At 62.6% G+C, this 17,703-nt stretch carries 13 protein-coding genes, 1 pseudogene and 1 riboswitch; of the genes and pseudogenes, 10 read left to right on the forward strand and 4 right to left on the reverse strand.

What is annotated here, in order from left to right; genetic code table 11:
• Positions 1-29 precede the first annotated feature (29 nt).
• Positions 30-171, forward strand: a riboswitch (cobalamin riboswitch).
• 39 nt (positions 172-210) lie between these two features.
• From GG26_RS10160 to GG26_RS10185, 6 genes are all read left to right on the forward strand, one after another.
• Positions 211-2,154 carry a TonB-dependent receptor gene (locus tag GG26_RS10160; protein ID WP_414390375.1) on the forward strand — a complete coding sequence of 648 codons (1,944 nt, stop codon included), beginning with the start codon at positions 211-213 and terminating at the stop codon, positions 2,152-2,154.
• A gap of 97 nt (positions 2,155-2,251) precedes the next feature.
• Positions 2,252-2,668: a DUF1636 domain-containing protein gene (locus GG26_RS10165; RefSeq protein WP_011429979.1), complete on the forward strand. Its 417-nt coding sequence runs from the start codon at positions 2,252-2,254 to the stop codon at positions 2,666-2,668.
• Between the two features lie 9 nt (positions 2,669-2,677).
• Positions 2,678-3,547 (forward strand): (2Fe-2S) ferredoxin domain-containing protein, encoded by an 870-nt coding sequence (locus tag GG26_RS10170; RefSeq protein ID WP_414390378.1) that lies wholly within the window; start codon positions 2,678-2,680, stop codon positions 3,545-3,547.
• A gap of 3 nt (positions 3,548-3,550) precedes the next feature.
• Entirely contained in the window at positions 3,551-4,204 is a 654-nt protein-coding gene (locus tag GG26_RS10175) for a hypothetical protein (RefSeq protein WP_011429977.1), read from the forward strand.
• 48 nt (positions 4,205-4,252) lie between these two features.
• Positions 4,253-6,295 carry an ArsA family ATPase gene (locus GG26_RS10180; protein WP_240527687.1) on the forward strand — a complete coding sequence of 681 codons (2,043 nt, stop codon included), beginning with the start codon at positions 4,253-4,255 and terminating at the stop codon, positions 6,293-6,295.
• Between the two features lie 66 nt (positions 6,296-6,361).
• Positions 6,362-6,820, forward strand: a complete 459-nt coding sequence (locus GG26_RS10185) for an MAPEG family protein (RefSeq protein WP_099812226.1) — start codon at positions 6,362-6,364, stop codon at positions 6,818-6,820.
• Here the strand turns inward: GG26_RS10185 and GG26_RS10190 are convergent.
• From GG26_RS10190 to GG26_RS10200, 3 genes are read right to left on the reverse strand one after another with little or no spacing between them, the layout of a single operon-like run.
• On the reverse strand, positions 6,817-7,845 hold the full coding sequence (locus GG26_RS10190; RefSeq protein ID WP_414390381.1) for a DUF3326 domain-containing protein: 1,029 nt from the start codon (positions 7,843-7,845) through the stop codon (positions 6,817-6,819). The two genes, GG26_RS10185 and GG26_RS10190, sit on opposite strands and share 4 nt — an antisense overlap.
• Positions 7,846-7,861: 16 nt before the next feature.
• Positions 7,862-9,331, reverse strand: a complete 1,470-nt coding sequence (gene hemG, locus GG26_RS10195; protein ID WP_414390384.1) for a protoporphyrinogen oxidase — start codon at positions 9,329-9,331, stop codon at positions 7,862-7,864.
• Between the two features lie 39 nt (positions 9,332-9,370).
• A complete protein-coding gene (locus GG26_RS10200) occupies positions 9,371-10,666 on the reverse strand; it encodes a homoserine dehydrogenase (RefSeq protein WP_414390386.1) in 1,296 nt (431 codons plus the stop codon).
• A 202-nt stretch (positions 10,667-10,868) separates the two neighbouring features.
• On the opposite strand from GG26_RS10200, the gene GG26_RS10205 reads away from it, so the two are divergent.
• The 4 genes from GG26_RS10205 to GG26_RS10220 all read left to right on the forward strand — a co-directional run bounded on the left by GG26_RS10205 (position 10,869) and on the right by GG26_RS10220 (position 17,198).
• On the forward strand, positions 10,869-11,822 hold the full coding sequence (locus GG26_RS10205) for a 6-carboxytetrahydropterin synthase (RefSeq protein WP_099813206.1): 954 nt from the start codon (positions 10,869-10,871) through the stop codon (positions 11,820-11,822).
• On the forward strand, positions 11,806-13,119 hold the full coding sequence (locus GG26_RS10210) for a DNA double-strand break repair nuclease NurA (protein WP_011429970.1): 1,314 nt from the start codon (positions 11,806-11,808) through the stop codon (positions 13,117-13,119). The genes GG26_RS10205 and GG26_RS10210 overlap by 17 nt, the downstream gene beginning before the upstream one ends.
• A gap of 244 nt (positions 13,120-13,363) precedes the next feature.
• Positions 13,364-16,768, forward strand: coding sequence for a maltose alpha-D-glucosyltransferase (gene treS / locus GG26_RS10215; RefSeq protein ID WP_414390388.1), 3,405 nt, complete (start codon positions 13,364-13,366; stop codon positions 16,766-16,768).
• 10 nt (positions 16,769-16,778) lie between these two features.
• Positions 16,779-17,198 carry an SOS response-associated peptidase gene (locus tag GG26_RS10220; RefSeq protein WP_240527689.1) on the forward strand — a complete coding sequence of 140 codons (420 nt, stop codon included), beginning with the start codon at positions 16,779-16,781 and terminating at the stop codon, positions 17,196-17,198.
• Here GG26_RS10220 and GG26_RS10225 read toward each other — a convergent pair.
• Positions 17,172-17,703: pseudogene (locus tag GG26_RS10225) on the reverse strand (RNA-guided endonuclease TnpB family protein); the annotation flags it as partial. The gene GG26_RS10220 and the pseudogene GG26_RS10225 overlap by 27 nt on opposite strands.

A 17,703-nucleotide genomic window follows, 5' to 3' on the forward strand; every position in this document is an offset into this window, starting at 1 on the left:
CTAGCACGGCTTTTTCCAGAGCAATGGGGAGGAAAGCCGTGCCGTCAGGTTGTCCTGGGGATCAGCCAGGGCAAGCAATGGGGAAAGTCCGCTGCAAATCCGGCGCTGTGCCGCAACTGTGATGGGCTGAGGACCTCAGTCAGGATGCCCGCCTGCGGCTTTGGCTCAAAGCTTAGCCCTTCCGCGTCGCACGGAAGCAGGAGCAACCGGATGAAAGTAACTGTATGTCTCAGCCTTGGGCTGGGGATCTTGAGTTTGGGGATCCCGGCCTGGGGGCAGGCAATCTTGGATACCGGCCTCAGCGCCGAGATTTTGAATCAACCCGTCACCACCCCGTTTCGCCGTCCCGGCCTGCTGCGAGAGTCTTCCCGCCCAGTCTATGTCATCACCCGCCAGCAGATGCGCCAGCAAGGGGCAAGGACGGTGCAGGAAGCCCTGCGCTACTTGCCCGGGATCCTCAGCGATGGCACAGCGGGAACTCAGTTGGGAGCTCTTAGCTCTCAATTCATGCGAGGGGCGCGAACGGCGCAGGTATTGGTGCTCTTGGATGGCCGCCCTCTCAACGATCTGGGTTTTTTCGGGGGGTTTGACCTCTCGCAAATCACCACCGATGTCGTCGAGCGAATTGAAGTCTCCCCCGGCGGCGGCTCTACCCTGTACGGCTCAGACGCCGTTGGCGGCGTGATCAACATCGTCACGGTGGAGCCGCAGCCAGAAACGGAGACGGTGCTGGAAGCGGCGGTCGGCAGCTACGGTCTCAATGAGCAAGGGATCCAAAGTCGCGGCCAAGCCCAGGATCTGGGCTGGGTGCTCAGCTATCGCCGTCTGCAAAGTAACAACGACTTTCCCTTTGCCATTGAGCGGCTGGGCAAGTCAGGCAGGCGGGAAAACTCGGCGGTGGAGTACCACAACTTGCAGGCCAAGCTCACCTGGCAACTGGCCGAAGATCAAGTCCTAACAGCCAACGCCCTCTACCTCAACAAAGCCTTTCGCGTGCCCGGCAGTGTAGAGTTTCCCTCTCCCGACGCAGAGCAAAACACCAACGATCTGCTGCTGGATCTCAGTTGGCTGTGGACTCAGGAAACAGGATCCCTGCAGGCAAGAGTCTTTTTGGACGATCTCAACTACCGCTTCAGCGCTCCGCAAAGCCAGGGATCCCGCGACGTCATCTTGCGCAATGGCTGGGGATCCCAGCTTCAATATGCTTGGCAGGCCGGCGAAAACCTAGAGGGAGTTTTGGGGGCAGATTATCGCTCTATCTCAGCCCGCAATACGACTTTTTCTTTTGCCAGGGGTTCTGCCAATATCAACTACGACGATACGGTTAACCAGGGGGCCCTGTTTGCCCGCCTGGACTACAGCCCGGATCCCCAGTTCCACCTCGACCTGGGCATCCGTCAGGACTTCAGCAGTTTGGCCAACGGCTCGGCCACCTCGCCGGCTGTGGGGATCCGGTGGGCAGTTGCCGAGGGAACTACCTTGAGGGCCAGCTACGCCGGCAGCTTTCGCACCCCCTTGATCTCGGAATTGTTCTTTCGGCTGCGCGGCTTTTTTGAAGTGGATGGCAACCCCAATCTCCGCCCAGAGCGAGGGGAAAGCTTTGACATTGGTTTAGATCAAGCCTTGGGAGATTTTGGCCTGCTGCGCTTGACTTTTGCCCACAACCGCATCCGCGATGGCATCACCTTTGTCAGCCTTGGGCCGCGCCGGGGAACCTATGAAAATATCGGGCTGGTCGAATATACCGGCCTGGAAGCGGCTTTAGATTTGCGTTTGGGGGAAAACTGGACGCTTTTTGCCAACTATACCCTCAATGATCCCATCATCCGCGCTGCCCTTAACCCGGCCACAGTTGGCAAAGAGCTAGCCTTTGTAGGAGCCGATAGCTTCAATCTAGGCCTAAGCTACCGCCACGAGCAGGGCTGGTACGGCTCGATTTTGGTCCATCACATTGGGAGCTTTTTTACCAACAATGCCAATACGGAATCCCTGCCAGGCTACACCACCGTGGCTCTGCGCGGCGGGATCCCGTTGGCTGAGGCCCTGAGCCTAGAGTTGGGGATCGACAACCTGCTGGATGAGCAGTATGAAGTTTTCCCCGGCTATCCCGGAGTTGGCCGCACGCTGAGGGTGAACTTGCGGGGGCAATTTTAGCGATATCCCAGGCTGTTTTTAACTCTCCGGCTGACCACTTTTAGCGAGAACTTTCCAAGTTGATTGTCTGCTTTACGGTTTAGTTTGGATGCAACTTATGGCGATCTCAACCAACTCTCTATCTCCTAACTTTTCTCCATCGACAACTTCGGCTCAAGCTGAGGCCGAACATTACCTCTGGATCTGCACCACCTGCGGATCTCGCTGGGTGAACGGCCAAAAAGAAGGGACTAGCAAAGGAGAAATGCTCCTGGCCGCCTTGCAATCGCAAGTGCTCAATTCCCAATTGCACCTGAAGCCAGTTGCCTGTATGAGCGGCTGCAGCCATGCCTGCGTGATTGCCCTAGCAGCCCCGGGGAAGATGACCTATGTCTTTGGCGATCTCGATCCAAAAGATGTAGAGCCAATCTTACAAACGGCGGAGCTGTATTTGACAAAGCCCGATGGGATCCTGCCCTGGGCAGAGCGCCCCATCAAAAAGGGGGTGATTGCCCGCATTCCGCCAATCCAATAGGAGCAACCTATGGCCGCTTTCAGTCCCTGGATCACGCCCTTAAACCAGACTTGGCAAGAGGTTTCCCCCACCGGCTGGACAACCGTTTACGAAGGGATCCCGGCTCACATCGACTGTCTTGGGCCATTGCTCTATGAGCTCTTTCAGGAGCGCTGGGCCGAGATCCAAGTGGGCCAGGTGGTGGAGGGAGGAGTGCTGGAGGCGGCCTTCAAGGATCCCCCTGCTCTCTGTGTGCTCTACGACGGCTATTTGACCGTGGCCACCGAAACTTGGCATTTGCATCTGTGTCTAGAAGAGCACCGGGGCGGCCCCTATGGCCGAACCCCCCTAGAACTGCGCCGCAAAAGATTGGTCAGCCGCGCCGCCCTCTATCGCCGCCTCAATCCGCAGCGCCAGCCTCGCCAATGGGGAATTCAATTTTGGAACGGGGCAGAGGAATCTCTGCTGCAGATCTTTTTGCCCAGTCCCTTTTTGGGGCCAGGAGAAGACTACCTGCCCGAAGGCAAAGCCGACTATCAGAAGCTCTCCCTTTATGAACGCCTGCGGGCCATTTACGTCGAGGGAAAAGAGCGGATCCCGTATGAAGATAACCCCCTCAAGCGGCCCTATTTGGCGGTTTGCCGTTCCAGCCGCTGCTATCCTTCTCGCCACTATCAGCCCGTTGTGGAAGCTCTGCAATCGGCCCTGCGGGAAGCCAATTTGGATATTCAGGTCATTACTTCCGGATGCCTAGAAGTCTGTCAACAAGGGCCGGTGGTTTTTTACTCCGGAGATCGCACCTGGTACAAGCGGGTTACCCCCCAAGTAGCGCGGCAAATTGTCCAGGAGCATCTGCTAAAGAACTGCCCCTTGAAGGCTCACCTTTTTCCTGGAGATTAGCCTATGGTTAGCCTACAAGCTCTTGTCCAGTCCATCCCCAAGCCTCGCCGCGGGATCCCAGAAGTAATTTGGATCCAAGCCAGCCGAGATCTAGCCCAAGGTCGATTTTGGCCCAGCCTATTTACCACCATCGGCTGCCTGAGCAACATTGCCTATACCTGCACGCTTCCTTTTGTAACTGTTGGCATCATCGCGGGCACCACGTTAACTCGCCAAAGGGCAATTATTAGCGCTTCGATGATTTGGCTGGCCAACCAAATCTTTGGCTACACCTGGCACAACTATCCCCGTACACCTGATTCTTTTGCTTGGGGGTTGGTCTTGGGGATCGGCACGGTGGGGGTCGCTTTTGCTGCCGGCTACCGACCTCTGTTTTCTCAGTCCAAACCTATTAGGCCAAGGCAATTGCTGCTGAACTATCTTTGGATCCCAGCCATGCTGATCCTAGGGTTCCTTGCTTTTGAAGGGCTGATCTTGGCAGCCGGCCTGGTTCTGGGCGGAACGGAGGGCTTGACCCTGCCCATCTTGGCCAAGATCTGGCTGGACAACTGGCTGTGGACGGGATTTTGGCTTGGGATCCACGCGCTGCTGGCGTGGGACAGAGGACGCCGGTTGTGGTGGGAGAGGGGAAACTTCGCTGATCTGGAGCATCCCTAAGGGAGATCCAGGCCACAATGGGGGTGACCTGTGCCAGAAGGGATCCCTTTGCAGCCTGCTCAACTCGATTGTGGCGGGAGCGCTTTCCGCCTGTCTCTCCTTTCTCCTTGCCAGCGTCTGCTGCTGTTTAGCGGCAAGGGGGGCGTAGGCAAAACCACCCTCACCTGTGCCCTGGCCCGTCACCTGGCCCAGGCGCAACCAGAGCGCCGTCTGCTGCTCCTGTCCACCGATCCGGCCCACTCCCTGGGGGATGTGCTGGGGATCCCGGTGGCCGACGTTCCCCAGCCCCTGCCGGATTGGCCCAACTTGCAGGTGCGGGCTCTCCAGGCCGAGGTGTTGCTGCAGGATTTCAAGCAGACCTACGGCCCGGCTCTGGAGCTGATTGCCGAGCGGGGCAGTTGGCTGGCCAAGGAAGATCTCCTGCCCCTTTGGGATCTGGACTGGCCGGGGGTGGACGAGCTGATGGCCATCTTAGAGGTCAACCGGCTGCTGGCGGGCCAAGAGGTGGATACAGTTATCCTGGATACCGCCCCCACCGGCCACACCCTGCGGCTGTTGGAACTGCCCGACTTTCTCGACAATTTGCTGGCGGTGTTTGCCACCTTCCAGGCCAAGCACCGCGAGGTTGTCCAATCCCTCACGGGCGCCTATCGACCGGATGAGGCCGACGCCTTCCTGGCCCGCTTGCAGAGCGAGCTGGAGGGGGGCAAAGCCCGCCTCACCGACCCGGAGAGCACTGCCGCCTGGCTGGTGCTGATCCCGGAGCCGTTGAGCGTGGCGGAGACGCGCCGCTTTTGTCAACAACTGCAAAGCCGCCGGGTGCCCATTGGCGGCCTGTTGGTCAACCAGGTGTTGTTGGGAGCCAGCGGGAGAGCGTCGTCTGGGATCCCGCCGTCCCCCCTCTACCTGGCCCGCCAGCAGGAACAGCGGCGCTGGCTAAAAGCGCTCCAAGAGGAGCTGCCTGGCTATCCCATCTGGGTTTGTCCCTATCAACTGGAGGAGCCCATTGGGCCGGCGGCCCTGGACAAGCTGGTGCAGCAGCTTCGTCCCTTGCCAGAGGTGCTGCTGCAGTTGGAAGAGATTCCCGCTAGCCCAGGGGAGCCTGTCGGCGGGATCCCCTCCCCCCCAAGGGTGGCCCTGCCAGATTTTTTGGCCCAAGGGATCCGCCTGCTGCTGGTGGGAGGCAAAGGCGGGGTAGGCAAGACCACGGTGGCCGGGGCGCTGGCCTGGAACTTGGCCCAACGCCATCCCGACCGGCAGCTCTTGCTGGTCTCCATCGACCCGGCCCACTCGCTGGGGGATCTGTTCGGGGTGAAATTGGGGCAAGATCCGCTGCCGCTGCTGCCCAATTTGCTGGGGCAGGAGATCGAGGCGGCGGCAGTGCTGGAGCGCTTCCGGCAGGAGTACCTGGAAGAGGTGGCGGCCATCTTGGCCGGCGAAGGGACGGCGGGGGTGGAGGTTCAGTACGACCCGCAGGCCTGGCGGCAGCTTTTGCAGATGGCTCCACCGGGCCTGGACGAGGTGATGGCCCTGCTGACGGTGCTGGAGCAGGAGGCCAGCGGCCAGTTCAACCTGGTGGTGGTGGATACAGCCCCCACCGGCCATCTCCTGCGCTTTTTGCAGATGCCGCAGGCCCTGGAAGGTTGGGTCAGCCTGGCCCTGAAGCTGTGGCTAAAGTACCGCGACGTGGTGGGCCGGCCAGAATGGGCGCAGCGGCTGCGGGATCTCTTAGGCCAGGTGCGGCAGCTCCGGCAGCGGCTGCGGGATCCCCAGTTTGTTAGCTTTATCCCCGTCTTCAACCCGGAGCAGGCGGTTCTGGCGGAAACCGAGCGCCTTCTGGCGGAACTGGATGCCCTGGGGATCCCTCATCCCTACGCCGTTCTCAATCGGGTTTGGCTGGAGGAGGCCACCCCCTTTGGTGCAGCGCTGCGGCGCCGCCACCAGGCCATCTTGGCCCAGTTGCCCCAGCGATTCTCCCAGCAGGCCATTGTCACCGTCCCTTTTCTGCACCCGCCCAGCTTGCAGGCCGTTGGCGCCTACTTGCTGACTCCTGAGGACCCTGCCTTGCCGGTGCCAGAAGTCTCAACCTAGGGCCTGGGAGAGCCGCTAGTCTGGAAAAGGGGCTAGTGCAGCCCCTTCCTTCTGCTGCTTTTGCCTATGTTGTTCAACCTCCCCCTGCAAGCCATTCCCCTGTTCTCCATCGCAGCGGCTATCCTGTTGGTGTACCTGCCCATGGGCGTGGTGGGCTATGCCCGCGCCCGCGTCGGTTATGACCCGCATGCGCCGCGGGCGATGTTCGACCGGCTGCCTCCCTACGGCCAGCGGGCCACCTGGGCCCATGCCAACGGCTTTGAGGCCCTGGGCACCTTTGCGCCGTCAGCCCTGATAGCCTACGTCACCGGCCCCCACCCGGATCCCTGGCTGTTTGGCCTCAGCGGCGACGAAGGGGTGGCCCTGCTCTGCGGCGTGTTTCTGCTGGCGCGGCTGCTCTACAACTTCTTCTACATTGGCGACATTCCTATCGGGCGCTCCCTCTCCTTCTTGGTCGGGTCGCTGGCCACGCTGGGCCTGCTGCTCATTGGCCTGTTGCCGTTTCTGGGCCAGAACCTGGCCTAGCCGGGCAGTTGCAGGGAAGACAGGGCCACCCCAGCCCGGTGGGCCACCACCACGCCAATGGCCTCTAGGTAGGAGCTAACGGCCACATGCGGGATCCCCAACTGGCGGGGGTGGACCTGCATGACCGTGGCGTTCTCTTCGACGGCGATAAACAAGGGCGGGCGGGGGCGGCTGGCGAGGTAGAGCAGGCCGGGGCCGCCAAAGGCAGTGGCCGGGGCAATGACGCTGTCCACCTGCTCCGCGGTCAGGTCGCCCGGCTGGGGAGGATCCCCCCTCTTGACAAACTGGGGGGCATAGCTCAGCCCCGCCAAAACGGAGGGCAGGAAGGTAAACCCCACCTCTTCGGCGGCGGCGCGGGGGTGGACCGGCTTAGGGGCGGGATCGGGGTAGAAGGCGGGGGCGTGGGCACAAGGGATCCCCAGCTCCCGCACCACCAGGTGGCTGAGGATGGCCTCGGCTCCGGCCAGGGGATCTACCCCCTGCCCCTGCTCGTACCGGCTGAAGTCCAGATCGTCGGGGAAGCGGGCCACCACGGCAAGGGCCTCGGCTCCCGCGCAGAGCAGCTCGCGGGCGGCCTCCAGGAGCGCCTCGGGATCCTCTAGGGATCCCTGGCTGGCCCCGGCAGGGGAGAAGCTGACGGCAACGCCCAGGGGTCGAGGAGTCAAGCGCAAGGGGCCGATGTCCAGCCCCAGCGTGGCCTGGGCGGCCTGCAGAACGTGCAGGTGGCGTTGGCGCAAGTCTTCTGGGATCCCGGCATCCAGCACCACCCCGACGCGGTTTTGCCGCACCGGCCTGAGGAACCACTCCCCGGCACAGAAGCGATCCAGGCCGTACCCTTCCACGTAGAGCACATTCCCCATCGGCCAAAACAGGGTGGCGCCGTTAAGCACATTGGGATGAGTGATGAGGCAGTCGACAGCAGCCGCCAAAGCGCGGGCCACCGGCAGGGCATCGCCGGCAAAGCCACCCACGCGGGCCCCAATGCCCGTGGGAACCAAAAGCAGCGCCGTGTAGGGGCGACCCATTGGCCACTTGGGAGGACTAGACCTGGGACAACAGCTGCTGCGCCAGCGCCTCGGCCCGCCGCACGCAATCGCCCAGGGCCACGCCATCGAGGTAGTTGGCGCATACCCAGATCCCTGGCGTCTGGGAGGCCAGGTGGGCCTGCACCTGGGCTATGCGTTGCCGGTGGCCAAGGGTGTACTGGGGGATGGCGCGGGGCCAGAGACGTTCGCCCAGGTAGACGGGCTCGGCGCGGCGGGTGAGCAGAACCTGGCTGAGCTCCTCGTGGGCAAGTTGGGCCCGCTCTTGAGGAGACAAAGCCGTGAGGGGCGGGATCCCCCGCCGGCGGGCCAAGGCCGCATCGGTGGCGCCGCCCAGGAAGCTGAGGAAGCTGTGGTAGCCCTGGGGAGCCCGCTCTGGAAAAAGGCAGGAGGCCCAGATCGTGCCCAGGGTGCGCAGGCCCTGGGAACGGGGGATGAGGTGGCCAAAGCCCCGCAGCGGCTGGGGCAGGGCCTCTTGGGGATAGGCCAGAGCCACCACCGCCACCGGCGGATAGAGGATCTCGGCCAAGAGCTGGCTGGCCGGGGGGTTGAGCTCCTGTAGCAGCGCGGCAGCCTCGTAGGCGGGGAGGGCCAGCACCACCTGGCGGGCAGCCACCCAGCGGGATCCCTCTGGGGTCTCAAAGCCCACCCAGTAGAGCTCTCCCGCCCGCTTCAGCTGCAGCGCTCGCCAGCCCAGCCGCAGGCTGTCGCCCAGCTTTTGGGCTAGGGCCTCTGGCAACTGCTGCAGCCCCTGCCTCAGATTGCCCAGTTGGCCCCGTTTGGGCGGGGGTTGGATGGCTACGGGAGAAGGCTGGGGTCGTTGGCGCAGAGCCTGCAAGGCGCCGGCAAAGAGGCTGCCATAGCGCTCCTCCAGGCCCGCCAAGCGAGGGAAAGCCGCCACGGCGCTGAGCTGATCCGGATCCCCCGCATAAACCCCCGAGGTAAAGGGCTCCACCAGGCGCTCGGCCACTTCGGATCCCAGTTGTCGCCGGAAAAACTGCCGCACCGTTTCCTCGCGTCCTGGCGGCGGCGGGACAAACCCCAACAAGCCCTGCAGAGCCCGCAGCTTGCCGCCCACGCTGAGCAGCCGTGATCCCAGGGCTGCCGCGGGGCTAAGCGGCACCGGCAGCAGCTCTTTCTCCCAGTAGATGTAGCGGGGCAGCTTGGCATCGGCCAGCACCAGTTGGTCGGCCAGGCCCACCTCAGCAATGAGGTTGAGCAGGGCAGGGGTGGGGGTAAAGCTGTTGGGGCCTTCCTCCCAGCGGTAGCCGTCTTTGGACTGGGTGGAAATGCAGCCGCCGACGCGGGAGCTGGCCTCCGCCAGGAGCACCGCTTGAGGGGATCCCCCCCTAGCCGATAAACCCTGCTGCAGGCGCCAGGCCAGCGTCAGGCCGCTGATGCCCGACCCAATGACCACCACCTCCGCGTTAAGGGGTTCAGGGGTTGCAGGATTCACTGCCGCTTCCAAGGTGTTTTTCCTCCATCACGTCCGGGGGGCCAATCTTCGTTAGCGCAGTACGCGAAATAGGCTGGGGATCTCGGCCACCTGGGGAAGCTGCTGGATCTCGGCCAGCGCCTGGCGGCAGTCGGCCTCGCGCACGCTGTGGGTGAGGATCACAATCTCCGCCAACTCCTGGTGGCACTCCTTTTGGGTGATGCTCTCCAGGCTCACCCCGTGCCGGCCAAAGCAGGTGCCGATGGCCCCCATCACCCCCGGCCGATCCTGGGCCAGCACTCGCACGTAAAACTCCGACTGCGCCTCTGCCAGCGGCAGCAAGGAGGCAACAGGAGGGGAGGCGGCAAAGCCCCACAGGGGATTGGGCAACTGAGCCCCCGTCTGCAGGTGGGCAAGTAGGATAAGCAGATCCCCGACCACCGCGCTGGCGGTTGGCCCCCGGCCCGCCCCTGGCCCAGCCAGCACCACCTGCCCCAAGGGATCCCCTTGCACCCAGACGGCGTTGTCCGCCCCGTGGATGTTGGCTAGGGGGTGGGTAACGGGCAGCAGCGCGGGGTGAACGCGAATGTCCAAGGTTGTTTCCGCTCCCTGACCCTCAGTCCTCTGGGCGATGGCCAAAAGCTTAAAGGTATAGCCCCACTCGCGGGCATAGCGGAGGTCGGTGGGGCTGATGCTGCCGATCCCTTCGCAGGGGATGGCCTGTCGCGGTACCGACACCCCAAAAGCCAGGCTGGCCAGAATGGCGATCTTGTCCGCCGCATCCCATCCTTCCACATCGGCGCTGGGATCCGCCTCGGCGTAGCCGCGGGCCTGGGCCTGGGCCAGCGCTTCGGCAAAGGAGCTGCCCTCCTGGGTCATCTGGCTGAGGATGAAATTGGTGGTGCCGTTGACGATGCCCCAGACCGCCTGGATGTGGCTAGCCCGCAGCGACTGTTGCAAAGCCTGGATGATGGGGATCCCACCCCCCACCGCTGCCTCCAGCAACACCGCCACCCTGGCCTGGGCGGCAGCCTGGAAAATCTCCTCGCCATAGCGGGCAATGACCGCCTTGTTGGCTGTGATCACCGGCTTGCCGTGGTCGATGGCCTTTAGGATCAGGCTGCGGGCCGGCTCCAAGCCGCCCATGAGCTCAATCACCGCGTCAATTTCGGGATCCGACACAATCCCCTCTAGGTTCGTGGTCAGGCGCTCGGGCGGGATCGCCACCTGCCGCGGCTTGTCCAGGGAGCGCACCCCCACCGCCGCAATCTCAACTGCCTGCAAGAGGGGGTGAGGAGGGCGCTGTAGAATCTCGACCACGCCCGTGCCGACCGTACCCAGCCCCAATAGCCCAACCCGATAGACCACAGCCGCTCCCTCGGGCCCAAAGACTTTCTTACCTTTACCAGGTTGACACACTCTTGGCCCCCTAGGGCGAGATTTTGGCCATCCATCCCCAAGGGCTTCAGGAGGAAGGCGCGCCGAGCCAGGCGCAGGGATCCCTCGCCGCAGGGGCAGTGCTGGTTTGGAGTTTATGCTGAAGGAGGGATCCCTTTCTCTCATAGCCCTCATGTCCAGAACCTGTACCATCTACCGCCGCGCCCACTTTGCCGCCAGCCACCGCTACTGGCTGCCGGAGCTCTCCGAAGCTGAGAACCTGGCCCGCTTCGGCTCCCACGCCCGCTTTCCCGGCCACGGCCACAACTACGGGCTGGAGGTGGGCTTGACGGGGGAGGTGGATGAGTACGGCATGGTGCTCAACCTCTCCCAGGTCAAGCAGGTAATTCGGGAGCGGGTGATTCAAGAACTGAACTTCGCCTACCTCAACCAAGTCTGGCCAGAGTTTGCCCAAACCCTGCCCACCACCGAGTTCATTGCCTACACCATCTGGCAGCGCCTAGCCGACGCGCTGCCGCTCAGCAGTGTGCGCCTCTACGAAGATCCCCAGCTTTGGGCCGAATACCGAGGAGAAGCCATGCAAGCCTATTTGACCGTTGCCACCCACTTTAGCGCCGCCCACCGCTTGGCCCTCGATCACCTCAGCCTGGAAGAGAACACTGCCATCTACGGCCTCTGCGCTCGCCCCCACGGCCACGGCCACAACTACGGCCTGGAGATTACCGTCAAGGGATCCATCGACCCGCGCACAGGGATGATCGTGGATTTGGCAGCTCTGCAGCGGGTGATTGAGGAGCAGGTGGTGAAGCCCCTGGATCACACTTTCTTGAACAAAGACGTCCCCTACTTTGCCCAGGTGGTGCCCACCGCCGAAAACATTGCCCTCTACGTCCAGCGGCTGCTGACTTTGCCCCTGCGCGAGCTGGGGGTGCAACTGCATCGGGTTCGCCTGCAAGAGAGCCCCAACAACAGCAGCGAAGTCTACGGGGAGTTTCCGCTAGAGGAGCTGGGCGCAGCTACCGCTGCCACCACATACCCCGCGAGCGAGGGCAAGAGGGATCCCTCCGAAGTGGAGCCCCTGGCCGCCGGCAGGGCTGAGCCAGCCGCCTATGCTGGATCTGGTTAAGCTGAGCGGGCAGATTCCCGCCTTTGCCCGCCACCTGCAGCAGGAGTCGAAGGCCAACCAAGAGCGTCTGCGCCTGGCCTTGCAGGAGTTTGCCCGCCTGCAGCGAGAACCCCAAACCTGGCAGTCGCGCTGGGCGGAGTGGAGCTCCCATCTCGCCTTTACCTGCGCCAGCCCCGCCGAGCCGCCGGAAACCTGGGGATCCCTGCCCAAAGTCGAGCCCTTGCAGGGGCCGCACACGGTGGTGGCCACCGACGGCTCCCAGATCCTGCCCAGCCACCACGAGATTGCCTACTGCTCGCTCATCAACATCGGGCGGGTGGCTCTCCACTACGGCACGCAAGAGTGGCCGCTGCTGGACAGCCAGCCCCTGCTGATCTACGGGCAGGAGCCCTTTGCTCAACCTGAGCGATCCAACTCTCTTCCAGGAACAGCCCTCCACCCTCTTCGCCACCGACCCAGCCGATCGCGTAGGCAGGCCGTAGGCCTTGGGGAAGAAGATCGCGGGGAGGGGGGGGAGATTGCGTTGGATGCCGAAGCGGTGCTGGCTTTGCGGCGGGCTCAGGCAGAGCTGGAGGAGCTGGCCCAATTGGCCCTGCCGCTGCCTAGGAGTCGCCCCGTGCTAGCGCTGCTGGATGGATCCCTCATCCCCTGGGGGCTGGAGCCGCTGCCCAAGCCAGCCCAGCGTCCCTGGCTGGATCCCATCCTGGCAACTCTGGAGCAGTTGCGGGCAGCTCGCATCCCCCTGGTGGGCTACATCAGCGCTTCCCGCAGCAGCGAAACCCTCAACTATCTGCGCCTGGGGTTGTGTCCCTACCTGGGCTGCGACTGCTATCGCTACTGCGCCGGCGAGAAAACTCCCCCCTGCCAGCCCTTTGCCCCCCTAGCAGATCGCGTTTTTTGGGGATCCCTGCTGCAGCCGGGAGAGCGCAGCCCCCTCTGGCGCAGTGGCGCCAGCGTCTTGGAGACTTTTGGGGAACACCACATCCACTGCTGTTACTTGAATGTCGGCGCAAACCCTGGGGAGGGATCCCTGCCGGAGATCGCCCGGCTAGAGTTTCCCGCCTGGGTGGCTCAAGACGCCGAGTTGCTGCAGCGGGCCCTGGCCGGAGTGCTAAGCCAGGTGCAAAAGGGCTTTGGCTACCCCATCGCCCTGGCGGAAGCCCACCATCTGGCCGTGGTGCGCAGCGGGGATCGGCAGCGCTTCTTCGCCTTGATCGAGCAGGAGCTGATCCGCGCCGGCCTGCGCCATGTAGCCGTCTCCCGTAAGGAAGCCCAGAAGCGAACCGGCATCGCCTAATTGGTGCCAGTGCTGCAAAACCCTTCCTCCCTACCTCCCCTCTCCCTCAGGGAGAGGGGCTGGGGGTGAGGGCTCCCCCTGGGAGAGGGGCTGGCGGTGAGGGGTTAAAATCACCCTGTCAGACCCAAAACCGCATCGCCTACCGGGATCCCTGGCACCCCAGAAAAGGCTGCAGCCTATTGAGGGGATCCCTGTTCAACGGTTAGGGTTGCCAAGGTGTCCAAATCCTGTCTCTGTTGCCGATATGATGAGCCAAGCCCCTCTGCGCAACCTCGTCTCTCCCTTAACCTACAACCCCCTCTGGTACAAAGACGCGATCATCTACGAGCTACCGGTGCGCGCCTTTTTCGACAGTGATGGCGATGGCGTGGGCGACTTCCAGGGTTTGACCGAAAAGCTGGACTATTTGCAGGATCTGGGCATCACGGCCATCTGGCTGCTGCCCTTTTTCCCTTCCCCGCTGCGGGATGATGGCTATGATGTTTCTGATTTTACCAACGTTAACCCCGCGCTGGGCACCCTAGAGGACTTTAAAATTTTTCTAGATGCCGCCCACCAACGCGGGATCCGCGTCATCATCGAGCTGATCCTCAACCACACCTCCGATCAGCATCCCTGGTTTCAGCGGGCTCGGCGCGCCGCCCCCGGCACCCCTGAGCGGGACTTCTACGTCTGGAGCGACACCCCGGAAAAGTACAAAGAGGCCCGCATCATCTTTCAAGACTTTGAAACCTCCAACTGGGCCTGGGATCCGGTGGCCAAGGCCTACTACTGGCATCGCTTCTACTCCCACCAGCCGGATCTCAACTACGACAACCCCGCCGTGCAGAAGGCCATCTTCGAGGTGGTGGACTTTTGGTTGAGCATGGGGGTGGACGGCCTGCGGCTGGACGCCGTGCCCTACCTATACGAGCGGGAGGGAACCAACTGCGAGAACCTGCCGGAAACCCACGCCTTCCTCAAGGCCCTACGCAAATACATTGACGAAAGATATCCCAACCGCATGCTGCTGGCAGAAGCCAACCAGTGGCCGGAAGATGCTGTGGCCTACTTCGGCGACGGGGACGAGTGCCACATGGACTTTCACTTCCCCCTGATGCCGCGGCTGTTCATGGCCATCCAGATGGAGGATCGCTTCCCCATCATCGACATCCTGCAGCAGACTCCCCCCATTCCCGAAACCTGCCAGTGGGCCATCTTCCTGCGCAACCACGACGAGCTCACCCTGGAGATGGTCACTGACGAGGAGCGCGACTACATGTACCAGGTGTACGCCAAGGATCCCAACGCGCGGGTCAATCTGGGCATCCGCCGCCGCTTGGCGCCCCTGCTGGGCAACAGCCGCCGCCGCATCGAGCTGATGAACAGCCTGCTGTTTTCTCTGCCCGGCACGCCGGTCATCTACTACGGCGACGAGATCGGCATGGGGGACAACATCTACCTGGGGGATCGCAACAGCGTGCGCACGCCGATGCAGTGGAGCGCCGACCGCAACGCCGGCTTCTCTCGGGCTAACCCGCAGAAGCTCTACCTGCCCATCGTCATCGACGCCGAGTACCACTACGAAACCGTCAACGTGGAAGCGCAGCGGAACAACCCCTATTCCCTGTGGTGGACGATGAAACGGATGATCGCGGTGCGCAAGCGCTTCCAAGCCTTTGGCCGGGGCTCTTTTGAGCTGCTGCACCCGGAAAACCGCAAGGTGCTGGCCTTTATGCGGGCCTACGGCGACGAGCGCATCCTGGTGGTGGCCAACCTCTCCCGCTACGCGCAGTTTGTGGAGCTGGACTTGGCCCACTGGGAGGGGCTGATCCCGGTGGAGATCTTCGGGCGCACGCCGTTTCCTCCCATCGGCCAACTGCCCTATTTCCTGACCCTGGGCCCCCACTCCTTCTACTGGTTTTCCCTCGAGCCGCAGCGACAAACGGAGCGGATCCACCCCAGCCACAGCAAGCCAGAAGAGTTGGATCGCCTGCCCACCCTGCTGGTTCAAAACGGCAGTTGGGAAAGCCTCTTCCAGGGGGAAAGCCAAAAGCAGGTGGAGGCGGTGCTGGGCGACTACCTCTACCGCTGCCGTTGGTTCGGCTCCAAAGCCCGCCAGATCCAGTCGGCCCAGATCTTGGATGCCATTCCCTGTAACCGGGAAGGGGATCCCCCCTTTCGGGGCCAGATTTTGCTTTTGCAGGTCGAGTTTACCGAGGGGGAGGCAGAACTCTACTCTTTACCCGTGGGCTATGCCATCCAGGAGGCGGCCATGCACCTGCGCGTAGAGGCGCCCCAGGCGGCGATTGTCCCTGTGCAAGTGGCTGGGGAGCCGCCGGGCGTGCTGTTCGACGCCCTGGCCGATAAAAGCTTTTTGTCGTTGCCGCTGCAGATCATCGCCCAGCAGGGCCGTCTGCGCCACTCCTCAGGGGAGCTGTGGGCCACCACCTTTGCCCCTTTTGAGTACCACCTCGGCCTGGAACCCCGCATCCTCAAGGCGGAGCAGAGCAACACCTCGGTGGTCTACGGCAGCCAGTACATCCTCAAGTTCTACCGCAAGGTGGCCGAGGGGGTAAATCCAGAGCTGGAGATCGGCCGCTATCTGCTGGAGCACCATCCCCAGGTGCGGGTGCCGCGGCTGTTGGGATCCCTGGAGTATCGCCGCCGCCGTGGGGCGCGGGGCTTTGATCCCGGCGATCAGCCCATCACGTTGGCCATCTTGCAGGAGTACATCCCCAACGAGGGGGATGCCTGGCACTACACGCTGGACAGCCTGGGGCAGTTTTTCGAGACGGTGCTGGTTCATCACGCAGAGGCGGAAGCGGTGCCCGTGCCGCGGGGATCCTTTCTGGAACTCTCGCACCTTCCCTTGCCGGAGCTGGCCTACGCCACCATCGGCAGCTACCTGGAGTCGGTGCGGATCTTGGCCAAGCGCACCGCCGAGCTGCACCTTGCCTTGGCCGCCGACACCGAGAACAAGGACTTTGCCCCCGAGCCCTTCTCCAGTCTCTACCAGCGCTCCATCTATCAATCGATGCGCAATTTGGTGGGGCAGGTGTTTCCGCTGCTCAACAAGCAGATCCCCAAGCTGCCCGAACTGGAGGCTAAGTTGGCCCGCACCGTTCGCGACCAAGAAGGGGGGATCATGAGCCGCTTCCGCCTCATCCTGGAGCGGAAGATCACGGCTTTGCGCACCCGCTGCCATGGGGATTACCACCTGGGCCAGGTGCTGTTTACCGGCAAGGACTTTGTCATCATCGACTTTGAAGGGGAGCCGGCCCGGTCGCTAGGAGAGCGCCGCCTCAAACGCTGCCCCCTGCGGGATGTGGCGGGAATGCTGCGCTCTTTCCACTACGCCGTCCACACCGGCTTGCGCCAGCAATTGGAAAGCGGGCTGGTTTGCGGGGACAAGTGCCCTGACATGATGCGCTGGGCCCAGTTTTGGCACCGCTGGGTCTGCGCCGCCTTCTTGGCCGAATATCTGCAGGTGGCTTCTCAAGGGGCTTTTCTGCCCCGCAGCCCGCAGGAGCTGGAAGTGCTGCTCGAGGCCTACCTGCTGGAGAAGGCCATCTACGAGCTGGGCTACGAGCTCAACCACCGCCCCGAGTGGGTGGAGATCCCGCTGCGGGGGATCCTGCAGTTGCTGGGCATTTCCACCAAGGTCTGAGGGATCCCAGATGTGCGGACGGTTTAGCCTGGCAGTTGCCCCCGAACGGCTGCAGCAGCATTTTCCAATCGAGAGGGGGGCAGTTGGGGCGCTCCAGCCCCGCGACAACATCGCCCCTTCTCAGCCGGTGCTGGCGGTGGTGGCGGGATCCCTGCAGCGTCAGGCAGTCCATTTCCGCTGGGGCTTGATCCCCAGGTGGAGCCAAGCTCCCCAGGCTGGGTGGATCAATGCCCGCGCCGAGACGGTGGCCGAAAAACCCTCTTTCCGCCAGGCCTTTTGCCGCCGCCGCCTCCTGATCCCGGCAGATGGCTTCTATGAGTGGGTCGGCCGGGGCAAGCAGGGGAGGCAACCCTACTGGTTTTACCTAGTGGAGCGACTGTTGACACTCCCACCCAGGGGATTCTTACGCAGCCCACAAAAGAACCCGTAACGGCGTTGTCAAAGCGCCTCTAGACAGTTCCTTCACGCAAAGCCCCAAGGTTCTGCTGACTTTCTTAAGCAGGTTGGCGGCAGCATTTGCCTCAGCGTTGACCAACCACCCCTTTGCCGTTTGGTACAGGCCCCGCTTGACACGCTTTCCAGAGGGTCTCCACCCGTCGGGTTTTTCACCATAATTAGGTAGCTCATCTCCATCTAGGAAGCTTGCCTGCGAGCTGTACGCCTCCTCTACCTCAATAAACTCCATGCCATAATGCCGACATAATTGCGCAATACGCTCCTTGAACCGACCTGTTGGGACGAAAACAAAGTTTTGGTTAAAACCGCATTCTTGTTTTTGTTCTTTGTTCCAACCGAAGAGGATTCTCCCAATTGAGTGGTGCAAACAGAAGTCAATGACCTTGCCCGCAGCTTTGTGGACCGCATTCTCCGGTTTCCGTAATTCGGTCAAGCTTTTGCAACCAAAACCCCTGCGGCTTGTGAGTCTTGAGCCTAGC

The sequence above is a fragment of the Synechococcus sp. 'PEA 65AY6A-5F PE A' genome, assembly GCF_047462575.1.
Classification (GTDB): Bacteria; Cyanobacteriota; Cyanobacteriia; order Thermostichales; family Thermostichaceae; genus Thermostichus.

Bases quoted from the DNA above. Each gene is read 5' to 3' on its own strand.
- GG26_RS10160 (WP_414390375.1), top strand. From the start codon at position 211: ATGAAAGTAACTGTATGTCTCAGCCTTGGGCTGGGGATCTTGAGTTTG.
- GG26_RS10165 (WP_011429979.1), top strand. From the start codon at position 2,252: ATGGCGATCTCAACCAACTCTCTATCTCCTAACTTTTCTCCATCGACA.
- GG26_RS10170 (WP_414390378.1), top strand. From the start codon at position 2,678: ATGGCCGCTTTCAGTCCCTGGATCACGCCCTTAAACCAGACTTGGCAA.
- GG26_RS10175 (WP_011429977.1), top strand. From the start codon at position 3,551: ATGGTTAGCCTACAAGCTCTTGTCCAGTCCATCCCCAAGCCTCGCCGC.
- GG26_RS10185 (WP_099812226.1), top strand. From the start codon at position 6,362: ATGTTGTTCAACCTCCCCCTGCAAGCCATTCCCCTGTTCTCCATCGCA.
- GG26_RS10190 (WP_414390381.1), bottom strand. From the start codon at position 7,845: ATGGGTCGCCCCTACACGGCGCTGCTTTTGGTTCCCACGGGCATTGGG.
- GG26_RS10205 (WP_099813206.1), top strand. From the start codon at position 10,869: ATGTCCAGAACCTGTACCATCTACCGCCGCGCCCACTTTGCCGCCAGC.
- GG26_RS10210 (WP_011429970.1), top strand. From the start codon at position 11,806: ATGCTGGATCTGGTTAAGCTGAGCGGGCAGATTCCCGCCTTTGCCCGC.
- treS (WP_414390388.1), top strand. From the start codon at position 13,364: ATGATGAGCCAAGCCCCTCTGCGCAACCTCGTCTCTCCCTTAACCTAC.
- GG26_RS10220 (WP_240527689.1), top strand. From the start codon at position 16,779: ATGTGCGGACGGTTTAGCCTGGCAGTTGCCCCCGAACGGCTGCAGCAG.